This window comes from Nocardioides sp. InS609-2 (assembly GCF_023208195.1).
Lineage (GTDB): Bacteria > Actinomycetota > Actinomycetes > Propionibacteriales > Nocardioidaceae > Nocardioides.
On record NZ_CP060034.1, the window covers coordinates 1476481 to 1495585 of the forward strand.

At 67.7% G+C, this 19105-nt stretch carries 15 protein-coding genes; 4 read left to right on the top strand and 11 right to left on the bottom strand.

Annotation, left to right across the window (positions count from 1 at the left end):
• The first annotated feature begins 33 nt into the window (after positions 1 to 33).
• Positions 34 to 759, top strand: coding sequence for a LysM domain-containing protein (locus tag H4Q84_RS07850; protein WP_248582834.1), 726 nt, complete (start codon positions 34 to 36; stop codon positions 757 to 759).
• Between the two features lie 38 nt (positions 760 to 797).
• Positions 798 to 1313 carry an Rv3235 family protein gene (locus H4Q84_RS07855; protein WP_248582835.1) on the top strand — a complete coding sequence of 172 codons (516 nt, stop codon included), beginning with the start codon at positions 798 to 800 and terminating at the stop codon, positions 1311 to 1313.
• Between the two features lie 300 nt (positions 1314 to 1613).
• Here H4Q84_RS07855 and secA read toward each other — a convergent pair whose 3' ends face one another.
• The 9 genes from secA to ahcY form a co-directional block, all read right to left on the bottom strand.
• Positions 1614 to 4442, bottom strand: a complete 2829-nt coding sequence (secA, locus tag H4Q84_RS07860) for a preprotein translocase subunit SecA (RefSeq protein ID WP_248582836.1) — start codon at positions 4440 to 4442, stop codon at positions 1614 to 1616.
• Between the two features lie 63 nt (positions 4443 to 4505).
• Complete coding sequence (locus H4Q84_RS07865) at positions 4506 to 5726, bottom strand: crosslink repair DNA glycosylase YcaQ family protein (protein WP_248582837.1); 1221 nt, start codon at positions 5724 to 5726, stop codon at positions 4506 to 4508.
• A gap of 280 nt (positions 5727 to 6006) precedes the next feature.
• Positions 6007 to 6684 carry a response regulator transcription factor gene (locus tag H4Q84_RS07870; protein ID WP_248582838.1) on the bottom strand — a complete coding sequence of 226 codons (678 nt, stop codon included), beginning with the start codon at positions 6682 to 6684 and terminating at the stop codon, positions 6007 to 6009.
• Positions 6685 to 6737: 53 nt separating this feature from the next.
• Positions 6738 to 7373 (bottom strand): ribosome-associated translation inhibitor RaiA, encoded by a 636-nt coding sequence (raiA, locus tag H4Q84_RS07875; RefSeq protein ID WP_248582839.1) that lies wholly within the window; start codon positions 7371 to 7373, stop codon positions 6738 to 6740.
• A 366-nt stretch (positions 7374 to 7739) separates the two neighbouring features.
• Positions 7740 to 8501: a ComF family protein gene (locus H4Q84_RS07880; RefSeq protein ID WP_248582840.1), complete on the bottom strand. Its 762-nt coding sequence runs from the start codon at positions 8499 to 8501 to the stop codon at positions 7740 to 7742.
• Positions 8502 to 8562: 61 nt separating this feature from the next.
• Positions 8563 to 10284: an LpqB family beta-propeller domain-containing protein gene (locus H4Q84_RS07885; protein ID WP_248582841.1), complete on the bottom strand. Its 1722-nt coding sequence runs from the start codon at positions 10282 to 10284 to the stop codon at positions 8563 to 8565.
• Positions 10285 to 10316: 32 nt separating this feature from the next.
• Positions 10317 to 11918 (bottom strand): MtrAB system histidine kinase MtrB, encoded by a 1602-nt coding sequence (gene mtrB, locus H4Q84_RS07890; RefSeq protein ID WP_248582842.1) that lies wholly within the window; start codon positions 11916 to 11918, stop codon positions 10317 to 10319.
• A gap of 5 nt (positions 11919 to 11923) precedes the next feature.
• The gene (gene mtrA, locus H4Q84_RS07895) at positions 11924 to 12643 is read right to left on the bottom strand and encodes an MtrAB system response regulator MtrA (RefSeq protein ID WP_248582843.1); all 720 of its coding nucleotides are present in this window, start codon (positions 12641 to 12643) and stop codon (positions 11924 to 11926) included.
• Positions 12644 to 12678: 35 nt separating this feature from the next.
• Complete coding sequence (gene ahcY, locus H4Q84_RS07900) at positions 12679 to 14109, bottom strand: adenosylhomocysteinase (RefSeq protein ID WP_248582844.1); 1431 nt, start codon at positions 14107 to 14109, stop codon at positions 12679 to 12681.
• Positions 14110 to 14771: 662 nt separating this feature from the next.
• Between ahcY and H4Q84_RS07905 the strand changes: the two genes are divergently transcribed.
• Both H4Q84_RS07905 and H4Q84_RS07910 read left to right on the top strand, forming a co-directional pair.
• Positions 14772 to 14966, top strand: a complete 195-nt coding sequence (locus H4Q84_RS07905; protein ID WP_248582845.1) for a hypothetical protein — start codon at positions 14772 to 14774, stop codon at positions 14964 to 14966.
• Between the two features lie 53 nt (positions 14967 to 15019).
• On the top strand, positions 15020 to 15364 hold the full coding sequence (locus H4Q84_RS07910; RefSeq protein ID WP_248582846.1) for an integrase core domain-containing protein: 345 nt from the start codon (positions 15020 to 15022) through the stop codon (positions 15362 to 15364).
• 91 nt (positions 15365 to 15455) lie between these two features.
• Here the strand turns inward: H4Q84_RS07910 and H4Q84_RS07915 are convergent, their stop codons facing one another.
• Positions 15456 to 16553 carry an IS630 family transposase gene (locus tag H4Q84_RS07915; RefSeq protein WP_248580407.1) on the bottom strand — a complete coding sequence of 366 codons (1098 nt, stop codon included), beginning with the start codon at positions 16551 to 16553 and terminating at the stop codon, positions 15456 to 15458.
• A 239-nt stretch (positions 16554 to 16792) separates the two neighbouring features.
• A complete protein-coding gene (locus H4Q84_RS07920) occupies positions 16793 to 18943 on the bottom strand; it encodes an MMPL family transporter (protein WP_248582847.1) in 2151 nt (716 codons plus the stop codon).
• Positions 18944 to 19105 lie beyond the last annotated feature (162 nt).

Here is a 19105-nt window from a genome sequence, read left to right on the forward strand (position 1 = left end):
TGATGCAAACGGACGCAAACGAAGGGTTTGACGATGTCTCGGGGGATCGAATCAAGGACCGGCACCTACCGGTGGCTGCGGTGCCTGGCGGTGTGGCTGTCCGTCACAGCCGCCGTCACGATCGGGATCCTGGCGTTCCGCGACGAACTCGCGGCGGCGCTGGGTGGCGAGTGGGGCGGGCTGGCCTTCGACGGACTGCTCGTGCGGGGCACGGCCGTCGTGGCGGCCGCCGCCGGCGCCTGGATCTGGCTGGTCACCACCATCACCGTGGTCGAGGCAGCATCCGGGCTCGAGAGGCCGACCGTCGCGCGGGGTCCGGTGCGGCGGATCGTGCTGGCGGCCTGCGGGGTGGCGCTGCTGAGCGGCGCAGTGACCGCGCCGGCGGGGGCAGCCCCTGCTCACGCGGATCGCGCCGATGCTCCCACCTCCGCGCAGGAGCGGCTACTCGGCGGCCTGCCGCTGCCCGACCGGGCCAGCATCCGCGACTCCCCCGAGCCCCCGGCGCAGCCCGACACATCGGTGCGCCCGACCACTCCCACGCAGCCGGTCGCGCATCAGGCGCGGGCGCAGGCCGACTCCGTCGTCGTACTCGCCGGTGACTCGCTGTGGTCGATCGCCGCCGCGGCCCTTCCGCCCGGTGCCGACGACGATCAAGTCGACGGCCGGTGGCGGGAGATCTACGCCGCCAACCGGGCCGCCATCGGCGCAGACCCCGACATCATCCGGCCCGGGCTGCGCCTGACGCTGCCACCTGCCTGACCCAGACCACTTCGGACCTCCTCGGAAAGGTGTCGACCATGACCAACAAGCGGAAAGCATCGGTCACTTCCCTCCGCGCCCCCGTCGGCGTGGCCAGCGTGCAGGGCTCGCTGGCGCTCGACCTGGCGCCGCGCTTCGACCCGCCGGCGCCGGCCCTGGTCCCGAGCATGCCCAGCCAGGACGTCGTCGAGGTCGACGACAGCGAGCGCAGCCGCGTCGACTCCTTCATCGGTCGCTACCTGCGAGCCGCCGTCGAGATCGTCGCCGGCGACCGGCCGTCCTCCCAGGTCGCCCGGCACACGCAGCCCGAGGTGTACGCCGACCTGAGGCGCCGCGCACTGCTCATCGCCCGCGCCGGTGGGCACACGCCCGGCCAGGGCCGCACGGTCGAGGTCATCCGGCCGCAGCTGATGTCGGCTCGCACCAGCTTCGTCAGCCACGACGCCGTCGAGGCCTGCATGCTTGTCCGGTACGGCGCCCGCTGCCGGGCCGTGGCCGCCCGGTTCGAGCTCCAGCGCGAGCGCTGGATCTGCGTCGCTCTCGAATTTGCGTGAACAGCGTGGCGTGAGGAACGAACGCCCCGCGTGGGTTCACGCAGGTCGAGCAAGCGCCGCGACCGTGGCTCCGGAAGGTCGCGTAACCGAGTCGAGACCCGGTGAGTCGACCGCCGACCTCAACCATGTGACCACGGAAGCTGCTCGAGGCCACCTCCGCCCGCCCCGGAAGCCGGATAGTCCAGTCGGATCTTGTCGCCAGGAGCCCGATAACCGACAAGAAGTGACTGGACTATCGCCTGCTAGGGGCGACGAACCGCGCGGACAACCGCGGTGGGTGGAACAGCTAGCCAGCCCGCGTCAGCCGTTGACGCGCGCGGTCAGGCCCGTGGGCCCACCCGGCGCACCGTGGCACCTCTTGAACTTCTTGCCCGAGCCACAGGGGCAGTCGGAGTTGCGGCCGACCCCGGCGAACTCGTCGTCGACGGCGGGCGCACCGATGACCTCGGCCTCGCCATCCTCGCTGGGCGCGGAGTAGGACAGCCGCTGCGGCGACTTCCCCCGCTCCAGACCCTTGGCCCGGATGTTGGGCGCGTGGGCCGCGGCGGCGGCCATGTCGATGCCACCAGAGGCGGGCGCATCGACCTCGTGCTCATGGTCGTGGACATGGGGCTCTTCGGCCTCGTCGTCGTCGCCGACCTCGACCTGCAGGTTGAACAGGAAGCCGACCGACTCCTCCTTGATGCCGTCCATCATGGCGGCGAACATGTCGAAGCCCTCGCGCTGGTACTCCACCAGCGGGTCGCGCTGGGAGTAGGCACGCAGGTAGATGCCCTCGCGGAGGTAGTCCATCTCGTAGAGGTGCTCGCGCCACTTGCGGTCGAGCACGGAGAGTACGACGCGGCGCTCGAGCTCGCGCATGACCTCGTCGCCGACCTCGGCCTCACGACGGTCGTAGGCAGCCTGGGCGTCCTTGGTGATGTCCTCGACGAGGACCTCACGTGAGAGCCCGGCGCGGCCACCGGCCTCCTTCTCGATCGTGTCGAGCGACAGCCCGATCGGGTAGAGCTGGCCGAGCGCGGTCCACAGCGCCTCGAGATCCCACTGCTCGGCGAAATCGGTGGTCGCACCCATGACGTAACCGGCGACGACGTCGCCGATGAAGGTGCGGATCTGCTCCTCGAGGTCGGCGCCCTCGAGCACCCGACGACGCTCGCCGTAGATGACCTCGCGCTGGCGACTCATCACGTCGTCGTACTTGAGGACGTTCTTGCGGGACTCGAAGTTCTGCGACTCGACCTGACCCTGGGCGCTGGCGATGGCACCCGTGACGCGCTTGTTCTCGATCGGGATGTCGTCGGGGACCTTGAGCACCTGGAGGATGCGGTCGACCCAGTCGGACTTGAACAGACGCATCAGCTCGTCCTGCAGCGACAGGTAGAAGCGGGACTCGCCCGGGTCACCCTGACGGCCGGAGCGACCACGCAGCTGGTTGTCGATGCGACGTGACTCGTGACGCTCGGTGCCGACGACGTAGAGGCCACCGACGGCCTTGACCTCGTCGTGCTCGTTGGCGACCTGGCTCTTGACCCGCTCGAGCGTGAGCGGCCACGCCTCTTCGTAGGCGTCAGACGTCTCACCGGTCGGCTCCAGGCCCTGCTTGCGCAGCTCCTGGTCGGCGAGGAACTCCACCGAGCCGCCGAGCATGATGTCGGTGCCTCGACCGGCCATGTTGGTGGCCACGGTGACGGCGCCTTTGTGGCCGGCCATCGCGACGATCTTGGCCTCGTCGGCGTGCACCTTCGCGTTGAGGACCGTGTGCGGGACGCCGCGCTTCTTGAGCAGGGCGGAGAGGTGCTCGGACTTCTCGACCGACACGGTGCCGACCAGCACAGGCTGGCCCACATCGTGACGCTCGGCGATGTCGGCAACGACGGCGTCGTACTTCGCGTCCTCGGTGCGGAACACCAGGTCGGCGTTGTCCTCGCGCAGCATCGGCTTGTTGGTCGGGATGGGTACGACGCCGAGGCTGTAGATCTTGTCGAACTCGCTCGCCTCGGTCATGGCCGTACCGGTCATGCCGGAGAGCTTGTCGTAGAGACGGAAGTAGTTCTGGAGGGTCACGGTGGCGAGGGTCTGGTACTCCTCGCGGACGGTGACGCCCTCCTTGGCCTCGATGGCCTGGTGGAGGCCGTCGTTGTAGCGGCGGCCAGCAAGCATCCGGCCGGTGTGCTCGTCGACGATGAGCACCTCGCCCTCCATGACGACGTACTCCTTGTCGTTGCGGAACAGCTCCTTGGCCTTGATGGAGTTGTTCAGGAACGAGATGAGCGGGGTGTTGACCGAGTCGTAGAGGTTGTCGATGCCGAGGTGGTCCTCGACCCTGGTGATGCCGGGCTCGAGCACCGAGATGGTGCGCTTCTTCTCGTCGACCTCGTAGTCGACGTCGACGTGCATGGTCTTCGCGAGCTTCGCGAACTCGGCGTACCAGTGGACTTCGTCCTGGGTGGGGCCGCTGATGATCAACGGGGTGCGCGCCTCGTCGATGAGGATCGAGTCGACCTCGTCGACGATCGCGAAGTTGTGGCCGCGCTGGACGCAGTCCTCGATGGCGTCGGCCATGTTGTCGCGAAGGTAGTCGAAGCCGAGCTCGTTGTTGGTGCCGTAGGTGATGTCTGCGGCGTAGGCCACGCGACGCTCGTCGGGGCGCATCGACGGCAGGATGACGCCGGTTGTGAGCCCCAGGAAGTGGTGGATGCGACCCATCCACTCGGCGTGGTACTTCGCCAGGTAGTCGTTGACGGTGACGACGTGGACGCCGTCGCCGGTGAGCGCGTTGAGGTAGGCCGGGAGTGTCGAGACCAGGGTCTTGCCCTCACCGGTCTTCATCTCGGCGATGTTGCCGAGGTGGAGCGCCGCCCCGCCCATGATCTGTACGTCGTAGTGCCGCTGGCCGATCACGCGCTTGGCGGCCTCACGCACCGTGGCGAACGCCTCGGGCATCAGGTCGTCGAGCTCCTCGCCCTTGGCCAGCCGCTCCTTGAACTCCACGGTCATGCCGCGCAGCTCCTCGTCGGTCATCTTGACGAAGTCGTCCTCGATGGCGCTGACAGCCTTCGAGATCGTCTCGAGCTGTCGGAGGATCTTGCCTTCGCCGATGCGGAGGAGCTTGTCGATGATGGCAGGCACGGAACTGGTCTCCTGAAACGTCTGGGGCGGCTGCACACCGGGCAGGCGACAGCACCGGTCATGCTACCCACGGACCCCAGCAAGGAGCGCACCGGAGAGCGGAGACGCGAGGTCACCGCGGGGCTCGACCACGATCTCCGACAGGCCCAGCCAGCCGGCAAGGCGGCCCAGCTCGACCGCGAGCTCCTCGGCGGTGGTGCCGGGAGCGTGCGGCTCGCCGAAAGCCGCCTTCACAAGCAGCCGCCCGGTCGCCCGATCGGCCTTGAGGTCGACCCGGGCCACGATCTGGTCGCCGAGCAGGAACGGCAGCACGTAGTAGCCGTGCACCCTCTTGGCCGCTGGCACGTAGATCTCGATGCGGTAGAAGAAATCGAACAGCGCCTCGGCCCGATCGCGTTCCCACACCACCGGGTCGAACGGGCTCAGCAGGGCACGGGCCGCGACCTTGCGCGGCAACCGGGCGTCACGGTGGAGGTAGGCCGGCCGCGACCACCCCTGGACCGTGACGGGGAGCAGCTCGCCGGTTTCGACGAGGGCCGCGATCGCGGGCTTCACGTGGTCGTTGTGCATCCGGTAGTAGTCGCGTAGGCACGAGGCGGTTGCCACCCCGTGCGAGACGGCGGCGCGTCGTACGAGTTCGAGGTCGGCCTCCTCCCGGGGCGGGGTCGGCCGGGCGAGCACGTCGGCAGGGATGACCCGCTCCGGCACGTCGTAGAGCACCTCGAACTGGCTGTTGCGGCCGGAGATCGCCACGTCGCCGGCCATGTAGAGGAAGTCGAGCACCTTACGGGCCTCCGACCAGTTCCAGCCCCAGTGCTGCTTGGTGCGCGGACCGCTGCTGAACTCCTCCTCGAGCTGCCGCGCGGTGACCGGGCCCTCCTCGAGCACGACGGCGAGCACCTCGTGCTCGAGCCCCGGGCGGGTGTCGACGATCGGCCAGTACTTGCCGCGCCTGGCGCGGTAGGACTCCATCCGGTGCTGCATGAGCGGCCACAGCTCGACGGGCATCAGCGCCTGGACGTGTGCCCAGTACTCCACGAGCCGTCGCGGCTTCGCGCTGGACGCGCGCCGCAGCAGGTCGACGTCATAGGCGCCCATCCGGGAATAAAGCGGCATGTAGTGCGCGCGCTGCAGCACGTTGACGGAATCGACCTGGAGCACGCCGGTGCGCTCGACCGTACGCATCAGGGTGCGCATCGTCGGGCTGGCGTGCTGGCTGTCGGCGAACCCCTGGGCCGCGAGGGCGATCCGGCGCGCCTGGGGCAGGCTCAGTGTGTCGGGCACGGGTGCATGCAATCACGTGGCGCCGACAGTGGTCGCGGCTGCTTCTCGTCTCACCGGGTTTCGACATCCGGTCGCGAGCTCGTCCCTCACTCGCACGGCTGCTCAACCGACCTTCCCACGGGCGGATTCCCTCGTACCTCGGGCATCCCCACTAGGGCAGGTCGCGGCTGCTTCTCGTCTCACCGGGTTTCGACATCCGGCCGCGAGCTCGTTCCTCACCAGCGCGGCTGCTCAACCGACCTTCCCACGAGCGGATTCCCTCGTACCTCGGGCATCCCCACTAGGGCAGGTCCAACAACTTCTCCTTGACGGCGTACATGACGGCTTCCATCCGCGAGTGCAGCTGGAGCTTCTCGAGGATGTTGCGCACGTGGTTCTTGACGGTGTTCTCGGAGATGAACAGCTGCTTGGCGATGTCGCGGTTGTTGAGACCCTTCGCGACCAGCCGCAGCACCTCGAGCTCACGCTCGGTCAGCCGCAGGCCGGGCACCTGGCCGCGGTTGGGCTTGGACATCTGCTTGAACTCGTCGATCAGCTTGACCGCCATCGACGGCGAGATGAGCGACTGGCCGTCGGCCACGACGCGGATGGCCTGAGCGACGTCCTCGATCGAGGAGTCCTTGAGCAGGTAGCCGGCGGCGCCGTTCTTGACGGCTTCGTAGAGGTCGGCCTCCTCGTCGGAGACCGTCAGCATGATGATCTTGGCCGACGGCACGGCCTCCTTGATGGAGCGGCAGGCCTCGATGCCGGTGCGTTTGGGCATGCGTACGTCGAGGAGCACGACGTCGGGCGCCAGGCTGGTCGCCATGTCGGTGCCGGCAACGCCGTCACTGGCCTCCCCGATGACCTCGATGTCGGTCTCGGTGCTGAGCAGCATCACAAGGCCACGCCGGAACAGCTCCTGGTCATCGACGACGAGGACACGGATCGGCTCGATAGAAACGGGCTGCTCGGTCACGGGGGCATCATGACATGCGTTGGCGCCCCCGTGCCGACCAGCAGGGCCACGTCCTAGTCGGCGGCCTCGTTGACCTCGAGGGAGATGACTCCGTAGTCGTAGCCACGACGGCGGTAGACGACCGCAGGTCGCTCGCTCTCCTTGTCGACGAACAGGTAGAAGTCGTGGCCGACCAGCTCCATCTCGTAGAGCGCCTGGTCGAGAGTCATGGGTGACGCCGGGTGCGATTTCTCGCGCACCACCAGGGGTCCGTCGCCGGTCACCGTGATCGGACCGACCAGGCGTTGGATCACCGTGTCGCCGTCGCTCGTCGTGGTCGACGGCTCGGAGTCCGGCGCAGCATCGGCCAGTGCCTGTCCGACCGAGACGGGGGTGTGCCTGCCGCGGTGGATGCGGCGGCGGTCAGCGGCCCGGCGCATCTGCGAGGCCATCTTGTCCAACGCGAGGTCCAGCGCGCCCATCTTGTCCTCGGCGGCTGCCTCGGCCCGGATCACCGGTCCCTTGGAGAAGGCGGTGAGCTCCACGCGCGTGGCGCGGTCGTGTTGTCGAGGGTTCTTCTCCTGCTCGATCTCAACGGCGACCCGGATGATTCGATGATCGTGCTTCTCGAGCCGGGCGAGCTTCTCTGAGACGTGACTTCGGAACCTGTCGGACACCTCGCAGTGTCGTCCCGTGACCACAACCTCCATGTGAACCTCCGATATGTGCGTTGGTTACACCGTGTGTACGCCCATGCCCCGGCGCCGGTCTGTGACGCGTGATCCGGGATGGGATGGAGTCCGCCCGGCCGACCTGGTCTTCGTCCCCACAATCGCCTGCTGAAGCGTTCGCAGCTTCTCTGCCACTACTGGCCTTCTCCCGAACGTCGTCGTATATGACGACGACGCCGAGGCAGGACTTACGACTAAGCCGCACCGTGATCGGCTGCCCGGAGCGTGAGCTCCGCCAGCCTTACGTGGACCGTTTCGCCTGCGACTGGCATCGGCTTGGCACCGGGGCACACGAGGTGTCCAGGTGACGCAACCACGGACCCGGACGGACTCCATGGCTCGACGCTAGCCCCTGTGGACGTCGGAGGAAAGCGAAGCCGCTGAAGATTGGCTGTGACGCCGGTGCGCGCTCGGCGGATTCCTCCGCGGGGTAGCCGCGACGGCGGCGATGCCACTCACCCTGAGCCCGACCGCCTCGAGCGCACGCTGCGCCTCGCGTGCCGTGGAGCCGGTCGTGAGGACGTCGTCGCACACGACCAGCCGCGCCGCGCGACGTCGTACGGCGAGGGCTCGCAGCCGCCGCGACGGGCAGCGCATCGTCTCGAAGAGATTGGCCGATCGGTCATCCGCGCCGAGCCCCGACTGGTCCTTGACACCGCGCCGCGAGACCAGCAGATCGGCCACGACGACGTCGGCTCCCGACGCCCGCAGCAACCGCCCCGCCACCCGCACCAGCGTCTCGGTCGGCGCGTAGCCACGGCGCCTGGCCGTGCCCGGCCGTGACGGCACGGGCACCAGCACGAGCGGTCCGGGCCCGCCACCAGCCGCCGCCGCGACCGCCGTAGCGAGGAGCTCGCCCAGCGGCGCGGCCAACGCGAACTGGCGGTGCTCCTTGTGGCCGACGACCAGGTCTCGAACCATCCCGTCGTACGACGCGGCAACCCATGGCGTCGCGAGGCCGGCCGGCGTCGGGGTCGGCCACGCGACGAAGGCCGCACCCTGCAGACCTGCGCGACAGGGCTCGCAAAGCAACCGACCCGCCCGGCTGCACCCCACGCAGCTGCTGCCGGTCGCGAGGTCGAACAGGTCGTCGATGATCGTCACCATGGCAGGACAGCGCGAAGCCGCTGCCGTTGCAAGGCCGGTCGCGGCGACCTGTGGACAACTGTCAGCCGGCGTAGCACATCGAAGTGATCTTGGGGTCCAGCTGGTTGACGGCGCGATTGGGATCGGTCAGGTCGGAGTACTCCTCGGCGGAGACCACGTAGACGCCATCGCCCTCGACCGGCGAGCTGACCAGGTGCTGGGCCCCGCCTCGCATGCGCGAGTACTCCGGCGCAGCGGCGTCGCCCGGCGCGCCGTCGACCGAGACGGTGCGGATCTGCGAGAGGTCGCCGGTGACGTGGTTGAGGATCGCCACGGACGTGAGCGAGCGCCAACCGATGTCACGGATGCGTTGCGACTGGCCCTCGCCGAGGTCGAGCACGCGTGACTCCCCCACCCGCAGCACCCGGCCCTGCGAGTCGTGCAGCACGCGCGCGACCACGACCTTGTCGGCCCGGCCGCGCACGAGCGCGACGAAGCGGGTGCCGTCGCGCGACACCAGGAACCTCATCACCCGCTTGCCGCTCACCCCCGGCACCGTGAGCTCGCGCGGCTGGCCGTCGACGAGGATCGAGACCCGCGCGTCGCCGTCGGCCATGTCGACGAGCCACAGACGGCTGCTGAAGTCCCAGGCCGGCCGCAGGAGGTCCACCGCCTCGCTGACGATCTCGGTCGCGCTCGCGTCGGAGGCGTCGACAGGCGTGGTGAGCACCGACGTGCCCTGCCCGGAGACACCGGTGGCGATCGCCCCGGTGAGGTCGACGGAGACGTCGCGCAGACCGAGGCGCTCGGTGCCGAACCGACCGCCGGTCGTCTGGATCTCCTCGATGCCACCGGTGACGAGCAGCCCGTCACGCAGGGCGAACAGGTCGTTGGTCGTCTGGGCTCCGTTGGGGTCGTAGCTGTCGGCGGAGCTGATGCTCACCTCGGTCTTGCCCCCCGGCAACGACAACACCTCACCCCCGACATTGAGCCGGATCGACTGGATCCGTGGCTCCTGCCGCAATGTCCACACCAGCTGGGCGAGCATCTGCTCGGTCACCAGCTCGCTCGTGTCGCTGGTCTCGCCGAGCAGGGTCACCTCGGCAACGCCGGCGGAGCTGATCGGCACGGACAACCCCGGCCGCAGACCCTCAGGGATGAACGAACGGGTCACCCGGGAGCGCCCCGGCCCCGGCCCGGCCAGCAGGCCGCTGAGCAGCGAGGTCGCGAACTGGTCGCCCTCGGGCACGAAGACCGGCTCAGGCACCAGGATCTTGGCCGTCGGGTCGAAGAAGTAGAGCGACACCCGGCTGAAGCGGTCGTCGAACCACGACGTGGGTACGACGAGGGCGTCGGGCAGCTCGCTGATGCGCCACTCGTCGTCCTCGATGGTCAGCCGGAAGTCGAGGGTGTCGTCGGGCACGCCGTCGGCTGCCCCGTTGCCCACCTGCCGCACCCACGAGCCACGGGCGTCGTACTCGTTGACGCCGGTGATCGGCACCGAGATGTTCAGCTCGCCCGCCGGCTCGCCGATCTCGGCATAGGTGATCGTCGCCAGGCCGGGCTCCCAGGTCTTCTGAGCGGCCTGGGTGAGGTACTCGCGGGCGACGCTGGTGCTGATCGGGGTGGCCTTCATGGCCTCGAGGAAGTCGACCACGATCTCGTTGGCGGCTTCGCCTGTCTGCGGCGGCTTCGGGTCGTAGAAAGTGTCGGTGGCGATGTCGTCGGACGCGCTGCCCCCTGACCTCACGACCGGCCCGTCGGTCGGCATCCGCACGCAACCGGTAAGCACCAGCAGCGACATCAGCAGAGCTGTCCCTATGAGCCCGACCCTTCTCATGCCGAGACCTCCGCGTCGACGGGCACCAGCGGGAGCGGGCTGTGCCGGAGCTTCTGGCCGAGCTGGCGGGGCAGGGTCAGGCGGAACTGCGCGCCGTCACCGGGCCTCCCCCACGCCTGCAGCCAGCCACCGTGCAGGTGGGTGTCCTCGAGGCTGATCGAGAGGCCGAGCCCGGTGCCGCCACTGGTCCGTGCCCGCGCCGGGTCGGCACGCCAGAACCGGTTGAAGACCATGGCCGACTCACCGGGGGCCAGCCCGACGCCGTAGTCGCGTACGGCGATCGCTGCGGAGTCGTCGTCACCCGCCACGTGCACGACGATGTCGCCACTCTCGGCGTGGTCGATGGCGTTGGTGACCAGGTTGCGCACGACGCGCTCGACGCGGCGTACGTCGGCCTCGGCGAGGCAGGGGTGACCCGGGTCCCGCACCAGCACCCGGGTGTTGCGCTGCGCTGCGAGCGCCTTGGTCATGTCGGCGACCCGGTGGGCCACGTCGACGAGGTTGACGTCGTCGGTCTCGAGCACGGCCGCGCCGGCGTCGAACCGGCTGATCTCGAGCAGGTCGGCGAGCAGGGTCTCGAAGCGGTCGAGCTCGGTCTGGAGCAGCTCGGCGGCCCGCGACGTCACTGGGTCGAAGCCGTGCTTGGCGTCGTGGAGCACGTCGCCGGCCATTCGCACCGTGGTGAGGGGGGTTCGCAGCTCGTGCGACACGTCGGACACGAACCGGCGTTGCAGCCGGCTCAGCTCCTCGAGCTGGCGGATCTGCCGCTGCAGGTTGGAGGCCATCTGGTTGAACGACGTGGCGAGGCGCGCGAGGTCGTCCTCGCCCGTTACCCGCAGCCGCTCCTGGAGCTGGCCGGCCGCCAGCCGCTCGGCCACCCGGCGGGCCATTCGGATCGGCGTCACCACCTGGCGCGTGACGAGCCAGGTCAGGCCCGCGACGAGCAGCAGCAGGAGGATGCCAGCGGTCAGAAGCGCCCGCGAGACGAGGGCCAGGGTCTCGGTCTCCTCGTCGAGAGGGAAGACGTAGTAGAGCGTGTAGGTCTCGCCGTCGGCCGGCAGGGTGAGCTGCGACCCGACGACGATGCCCGGCCCTGCCTCCAGGCCGGCGATGGGGCCGACTGCGCGGATGCGGGTGTAGGTCCACGCGGTCGGCGAGAGCTCGGACATGGTGTCCTCGAGCGCCACCGGGACCGTCGCCTTGTCGAGGTTCTGGGTGAACTTCACGCCACCCGTGGCGAGGGTGCCGCCGCTGCCGACCGGCGGCGACAGGATCACCGCGAAACCCCGGGTCGCGCCGCGGTCGATGATCGGCTCGACGAGCTCCTGCTGCTGGCCGGGGACGTCGACGTCCCGGCCGGTCGCGAACGACAAGCGGGTGCGGGCCTCCGAGGTCTCGGTGCGGGCCTCGGCCACCACGGCGTCGACCCGGTGCTGGAGCAGGCCGTCCCTGGTCTGCTGGAGGAGAAACCAGCCCACGATGCTCACGACCGCGGCCGACAGCAGCACCGTGCTCGCCACGACCCGGACCTGGATCGAGCGACGCCAGACGGTGAGCCCGCGACGTACGGCGGTGGGCAGCTCGGCACGGAGGGCCATGTCGGTCAGCTGGTGTCGCGAGAAGAGATGCCGGCCTTGTAACCCACGCCGCGCACGGTGAGGACGATCTCGGGGTTCTCGGGGTCGTGCTCGACCTTCGACCGCAGGCGCTGGACGTGCACGTTGACTAGCCGGGTGTCGGCCGCGTGGCGGTAGCCCCAGACCTGCTCGAGCAGGATCTCGCGGGTGAACACCTGCCACGGCTTGCGGGCCAGGCAGACCAGCAGGTCGAACTCGAGGGGCGTGAGGTTGATCGGATCGTCGCCCCGGGTGACCCGGTGGCCGGCGACGTCGATGTCGAGGTCGCCGATGTGAAGTGACTCGGAGTCGGGGGTGTCGAAGCGGCGTACGCGGGCGCGGATGCGCGCGATGAGCTCCTTGGGCTTGAACGGCTTGACGACGTAGTCGTCGGCACCGGACTCGAGCCCCACCACGACGTCGATCGTGTCGCCCTTGGCGGTGAGCATGACGATGGGTACGCCGGACTCGGCGCGGATCTCCTTGCAGACGTCGATGCCGTCCTTGCCGGGCAGCATCAGGTCGAGCAGCACGAGATCGGGGCGGTAGTCGTGAAAAGCCGCCATCGCCAGGTCACCCCGGCCGACCATGCGGCTGTCGAAACCCTCCTGGCGCAGCACGATCGTGAGCATCTCTGCGAGAGAGGCGTCGTCGTCCACGACGAGGACCCGCCCCCGGTTGGGGGCGTCGACCGGCTGTTGACTCATAGGGTCATTGTGCCAGTCGACGCCACCCGAAACCGTCAGTAGCGGTACTGCTCCGACTTGTAGGGGCCTTCCACGGCAAGGCCGAGGTAGCCGGCCTGGTCGGCGGTCAGCGTCGTGAGCTTCACGCCGAGCGCGTCGAGGTGGAGGCGCGCGACCTCTTCGTCGAGGTGCTTGGGCAGCACGTAGACGCCGACCGGGTAGTCCTCGGGCTTGGTGAAGATCTCGATCTGCGCGAGGACCTGGTTGGTGAAGGAGTTCGACATCACGAACGACGGGTGGCCGGTCGCGTTGCCGAGGTTCATCAGGCGACCCTCGGAGAGCACGATGATCGCGTTCCCAGCGGGGAAGGTCCACACGTCGACCTGCGGCTTGACGTTCTTGCGCTCGGCGACGCCTGGCTTCTCGAGGCCGGCCATGTCGATCTCGTTGTCGAAGTGGCCGATGTTGCCGAGGATCGCGTTGTGGCGCATCCGTGACATCTGGTCGACGGTGACGACGTCCTTGTTGCCGGTGGCCGTGATGATGATGTCGGCGGTCTCGATGACATCGTCGAGCGTGGAGACCTGGTAGCCGTCCATGGCCGCCTGCAGCGCGCAGATCGGGTCGATCTCGGTGACGATGACCCGGGCGCCCTGGCCGCGCAGCGACTCGGCGCAGCCCTTGCCCACGTCGCCGTAGCCACAGACGACGGCGACCTTGCCGCCGATGAGGACGTCGGTGGCGCGGTTGATGCCGTCGATGAGGGAGTGGCGGCAGCCGTACTTGTTGTCGAACTTCGACTTGGTGACCGAGTCGTTGACGTTGATGGCCGGGAAGAGGAGCGAGCCTTCCTTCATCATGTCGTAGAGGCGGAGAACGCCCGTGGTGGTCTCCTCGGTGACGCCCTTGAGCTCGCCCGCGATGGAGGTCCAGCGGTCCTTACTCTCGGCCAGCGAGGCGTTGATGACGTCGAAGACGACCTTCTGCTCGGTGCTGTGCGCGGTGGCCGGGTCGGGGGCCACACCGGTCTTCTCGGCGTCGACGCCGAGGTGCACCAGCATCGTGGCGTCGCCGCCATCGTCGAGGATCATGTTGGCGAACTTGCCCTCGGGCCACATCAGGATCTGCTGGGTGCACCACCAGTACTCCTCCAGCGACTCACCCTTCCAGGCGAAGACCGGCACGCCGGCCGGGCTGTCGACGGTGCCCTCGCGGCCGACGGCGACCGCAGCGGCCGCGTGGTCCTGGGTGGAGAAGATGTTGCACGAGGCCCAACGCACCTCGGCGCCGAGCGCGACCAGCGTCTCGATGAGTACGGCGGTCTGAATCGTCATGTGCAGCGATCCGGCGATGCGCGCACCGGTGAGCGGCTTGGTGTTGCCGTAGCGCTCGCGCATGGCCATCAGGCCGGGCATCTCGTGCTCGGCGAGGGTGATCTCGGTCCGGCCGAAGTCGGCCAGATTCAGGTCGGCGACCTTGAAGTCCATGAGTGCTCTCCCCTGTGAAAATGACGGCTGTGGGTGCCGGTGAATGCACACGAGATTAAGACGCGAGAACCCGGATCGAAGAATCCTCGAGCCCCTCGGGCGGCTCCGGGAACCACCGCGCAACGGGGCTGGGCCACGACCACGAGGGGCCCCCCGAGCACCGCCACCAGCGTCGACATCGACGGCAAGCCCTCACCGGCGTGACCGTCCCCCTTGGCTGGTCCAGTGCTCCCTGGGGGCGCCTCGGCGGCGATCATCGTGTTGTTGAGCAGTCCGTGGCGGACGCCGATGGCAACGAAGCCGGCGCACGGCGTCACCGGCACCGTCCGAGGCAGGTGCCCGGATCGGGCTTCACCGGACGGGCCACGCCGGTGCACGTGGACTGGCCATCTGGGCCTCGCGGACGCGACGCCGTCCAGCGCAAAACCGGATGACGGGCCAGTGCCCGAGTGCAGGCCGACGAGGCGGTCTACGTCAGCGTAGGAATAGATCGCCCGGTCGCGGAGAGAGAGTCAGCCATAGCCCAACCTCGCCCACCCACAGACCCGGGGCGACGGACTTAATGTGTCGCCTCGTCCCACGTCTGCCCGGGCCGGGGCAAGTCGTGCACGCACTCAGGCTCGCAACGTTTCGCCGGCCAGAGTTCGCTAGGTGCGCGGCAGTTGTCACCCGACTTGATTGCGGGCCTGTCCGAGAAGAACACCACGCCCCGGGACGAGGCGACCGCGACCATGGGCAAGATCACCGCGCTATACGGGCTGCGCACCGCCGAGGCAATGCTCGCCTGGGTTGACGAGGCCGAGCGTGAACTGGCGCGCCTGCTCCCCTGCGGACGTCAGTCAGCCACGACCTCGTAGACCTCTGCCGCATCCAACCGGCACCGCTTGTGAGTCCACCGGCCAAGCCCGAGATGATCGCTTGGGCGCTGCGTGACTACTGCCGACTGGGCGGCACCCGCACCACCTACATCGAGCCCGGCTCGCCGTGGGAGAACCCCTTCGCGGAGTCCTTCAACAGCCGGGCCCGCGACGAGCTCTTCAACGTCGAGGAGTTCGCTACCCTGCTCGAAGCCCAGGGCATCGTCGAGGCCTGGCGCATCGAGTACAACATCTACCGGCCACACTCCTCGCTGGGAGACCTCACCCCCGCCGAGTATGAGCTACCTGGACCGCCAACAACCAACCAGCACTCTCATAGCGGGTGGACCAGTTCATGGGGTCCCGTCAGTTCGCCGCGGATGACCGTCAAGCGTTAACCCGCCGAGGCCAGGGTTGAGCCTGACGAACAGCGCGGCTTCGCCGTCAGCTGTCGATAGGGAGAGGATTTCTCTCGCGGCGCGGGGTCCGCTAGTGGTCCGGATTTGAAGTCTTCATCCGGTTGGCTTTGGTGAGGATCTCGTCGGCGGTCCTGGTCCAGACGAAGGGGTGGGAGCGTTCGTTCCAGCAGTCGATGTAGGTGCGGATCTTGGTGTTGAGGTCCTTGACCGAGGTGAACACGCCGCGGCGGATGGCTTGGCGTTCGATGAGGGAGAACCAGACCTCGACGAGGTTCATCCAGGAGGCGTGGGTCGGGGTGAAGTGGATCTTGAAGCGCGGGTTCTCGATGAGCCAGTTCTTCACGTTGGTGTGTTTGTGGGCGGCGTAGTTGTCCATCACCAGGTGCAGATCGACGGGCTGGCCGGTCTCGTCGACGACGTCGCGGTAGGCGCGTTCGACCTGCTTGAGGAACGCGAGGAACTCTTGGTTGCGGTGCCGCGGCTTGAGAGCGGCGGTGACCTTCCCGGTGGCGATCTCCAGCGCGGCGAACAAGGTGGTGGTGCCGTGGCGGACGTAGTCGTGAGAGCGGCGTTCGACGAGCCCGGGTTGCATCGGAAGGACCGGCATGGTGCGGTCCAGTGCCTGGATCTGGGACTTCTCGTCCACGCACAGCACGATCGCGTTCTCTGGCGGGTTCAGGTACAGCCCGACGATGTCGATGACCTTGGCCTCGAGTTCGGGATCGGTGGAGAACCGGAACGACTCCGAGCGCCACGGCTTGACCCCGTAGGAACGCCAAGCCTCCGCGACGGTGTAGGCGCTGACCTTCAACCGAGCCGCCAACAGCCGCGTGGACCAGTGCGTCACGCCGAGCTTCTTCGGCGGGGGCTTCAGTGTCTCGGCCACGATTTTGCGATGGTCGATCGTGCGCGGACGGCCCGGACGCTGCCGGTCGAGGAGCCCGGCCATGCCCTTGCCCTGGTAGCGGCCCCGCCACTGCAGCACCTTCTGACGGCCGCACCCGACGAGCTCGCAGATCTGGTCGTTCGGCACCCCGTCGGCTGCCAGCAACACGATCCGAGCCCGTTGAGCCGCACCAGCCGAGACCGTCGAGGAGCGAGTCAGTCGCTCGAGCTTGTCCCGGTCACCATCACGCAGCACCAGGGCCGGAGCAGGTCGATTCGCCATGCGCCCATGATTTCACTTCATCAACCCGATGACTATTTCCCACGCGGACCACTAGGACGCTGCGGGGGACTGAGTCTGTATCGGATCACACTTCCCCGATCAAACTCATGCCGTAAGTCGGATGTTCCGATCCCCAGGATCCCCCCCCGCTAAGCCGACTGTCATGCAAGCCATCCTTGCCCTCCTACAGAAGGTGCTTTGCGGCACGGTCGCAGTGCTACCGGTCGGGGGCTCGACGGTCAGTTGACGTTCGCCGGTGCGGTGTCGGCGGATGGGGTTCTCCGTCCACGTGGGGCAAGCGGCGAAGGCTCCACCCACAGGACGCGTGCCAGCCAAGCGGGAAGCCACCAGTTCCATCGACCGAAAGTGGTGACGAGTGCCGGTACGAGCAACGCCCGAACGATGGTGGCGTCAATAAGGATGCCGACTCCGAGGGCTGTCCCAAGCACCTTGATGTCGGTCCCAGGGGAGGACGCAAGTGCGGAGAAGGCAAAGAAGAGGATCAACGCAGCCGAGGTGACGAGTCGTCCTGTCCGACCGATCCCGGTGATCACGGCCATCCCGGTGTCACCGGTGCGGTCATACTCCTCTCGCATCCTTGCCAAGATGAACACCTCGTAGTCCATCGAGAGGCCGAACAGGAATGCGAAGATCAGCACAGGCAGCCAGAAGGTGATGGCGCCGGTGCCGGAGACGCTGAAGATCGCGTCAGACCCGTTGCCCATCTGCCAGAAGAACACTACCGAACCGAACACCGCCGCTAGCGATAGCAAATTGAGGATCACCGCCTTGAGGGGCAGCAGTACAGAACGGAACGTGCGAACCAGGAGCACGAACGTGATCAAGGAGATCAGGGCTAGCACGTACGGAAACTTGTCGTACACCGCGCTGAAGTAGTCCTCGACGGTCGCCCCGAGGCCGGTGACGCCTACATCGCCGTCAACGGCTCCCTCGACGGCCGTTCTGATGTCATCGACGAGAGCCGTGCCGGAGCTGTCGACCGTGACGTCGGTGGGCAGTACGTCGACGACGGCCTCGTCACCTTGAGTGCTGCCGATGACGGCTGCCTGGACCCCGTCGACTTCCCGCGCCGCCTTAGCCGCCGCGTCCGCTTCGCTTGTCGGTACCAGTATCTCGACAGGCGTGAGGATTCCGCCTCCAATCCCGCCGTCGCGCAGAACCTGCAACGCCTCGTACCTGGGTCCGCTTCGCGCTTGCGACTCGAGGCCTGACTGGCCGATCTTGAGATCGAACACCGGGATGATGAGGATTGCGAGCATCACCAGTGCTGATGTGGCGGCGACCAAGCGGTGCTTGACGATGATCCGTGCCCATGCCGACCACCCGCGCGACGCCTTGCCTTCGTGGCGGATGCGAGGGTAGTCGACGCGGGGACCGACGCTCGACAGCAGAGCCGGCAGCAGGGTAAGGACAACTGACACGGACACGAGCGGAATCAGCATGCCGGCGGTTCCCATACTTCGAAGGAATGGGACGGGAACGACGAGGAGGGCCACCAGACTGATGGCCACGGTGACACCCGAGGCAAGCACGGCGTGCCCCGCAGTTTTCATCGCGACAATGACGGCTTCCTCATTGCCGCGCCCGTGAGCGCGCTCCTCACGCCAACGCGACACCAACAGCAGCGAATAGTCGATCGCGACCCCGAGTCCGATTAAGGCGATCAGGAACTGGACGATGACGCTGACGTCACTGAAAGTCGTCAGTCCGAGCACAAGCATGAATGTCGTCAGGATGGACACCGCCGCGATAAGCATCGGGAGTAGTGCCAAGAATGACGCGAAAACGAAGATCAACACCAGGAGCGCTCCGGCCGCGCCAAATAGCGTCTCGACCAGGACGCTCGGCCCCTCCGTGTCGCCGCCTGCCGCCAGCAGCCCGTACGACGTCAGACCGCTCTCGAACCCTCGGGCCTCGGCTGCATTGGTGAGGGCAGGCTCGAGTGGTTCCTCGATGTACGGGCCGAACGTGACTGGAATCGGGGCCTGCAGGAGGGCGAAAGTCGTCCGCCCGTCGTCGGTGATGAAACCCTCGTCGCCCGTGCTTTCGAAGGTGATGACGCGCAGTTCCACGTCCCGCACACCGGCCACCGCGGCGTCGAAGACCTGAGCAACGGCGTCCTGGTTCTCCTCGACAGTCTCCCCTGCCGGCACGGTGACGACCGCGACATAAGTGTCGAAGGTACTGACGCCGTATGTCTCGATGAGCTGCTGCTCGGCATCGTCGCCGGGCTGACCCGGTAACGAGAAGTCGAGCGACAGCCTGTCACTGAGCTGGCCGGCCGAGAACAGTCCGCCGAGGAAGAGCACCACCCACACGGCGCTGACAATGCGGCGATGGCGCATGACGAGCCGAGCAAACCGTTCCACTATGAACTCCTGCACGCTGGATCTCGGCGATGGTGGTGCCAGAGATCTCACGCTAGCCGAACCGGAACGTTGGTGAATAGCAACAAACCAAGGATCAGGTGAACGTCAGGGACCAACCCGCAGGCATGAGCCCCACGCTGCCGCATGAACCGAGTCACTTGG

Bases quoted from the DNA above. Each gene is read 5' to 3' on its own strand.
- raiA (WP_248582839.1), bottom strand. From the start codon at position 7,373: ATGGAGGTTGTGGTCACGGGACGACACTGCGAGGTGTCCGACAGGTTC.
- mtrA (WP_248582843.1), bottom strand. From the start codon at position 12,643: ATGAGTCAACAGCCGGTCGACGCCCCCAACCGGGGGCGGGTCCTCGTC.
- H4Q84_RS07885 (WP_248582841.1), bottom strand. From the start codon at position 10,284: ATGTCGCTGCTGGTGCTTACCGGTTGCGTGCGGATGCCGACCGACGGG.
- H4Q84_RS07910 (WP_248582846.1), top strand. From the start codon at position 15,020: ATGATCGCTTGGGCGCTGCGTGACTACTGCCGACTGGGCGGCACCCGC.
- H4Q84_RS07855 (WP_248582835.1), top strand. From the start codon at position 798: ATGACCAACAAGCGGAAAGCATCGGTCACTTCCCTCCGCGCCCCCGTC.
- H4Q84_RS07880 (WP_248582840.1), bottom strand. From the start codon at position 8,501: ATGGTGACGATCATCGACGACCTGTTCGACCTCGCGACCGGCAGCAGC.
- ahcY (WP_248582844.1), bottom strand. From the start codon at position 14,109: ATGGACTTCAAGGTCGCCGACCTGAATCTGGCCGACTTCGGCCGGACC.
- mtrB (WP_248582842.1), bottom strand. From the start codon at position 11,918: ATGGCCCTCCGTGCCGAGCTGCCCACCGCCGTACGTCGCGGGCTCACC.
- H4Q84_RS07850 (WP_248582834.1), top strand. From the start codon at position 34: ATGTCTCGGGGGATCGAATCAAGGACCGGCACCTACCGGTGGCTGCGG.
- H4Q84_RS07915 (WP_248580407.1), bottom strand. From the start codon at position 16,553: ATGGCGAATCGACCTGCTCCGGCCCTGGTGCTGCGTGATGGTGACCGG.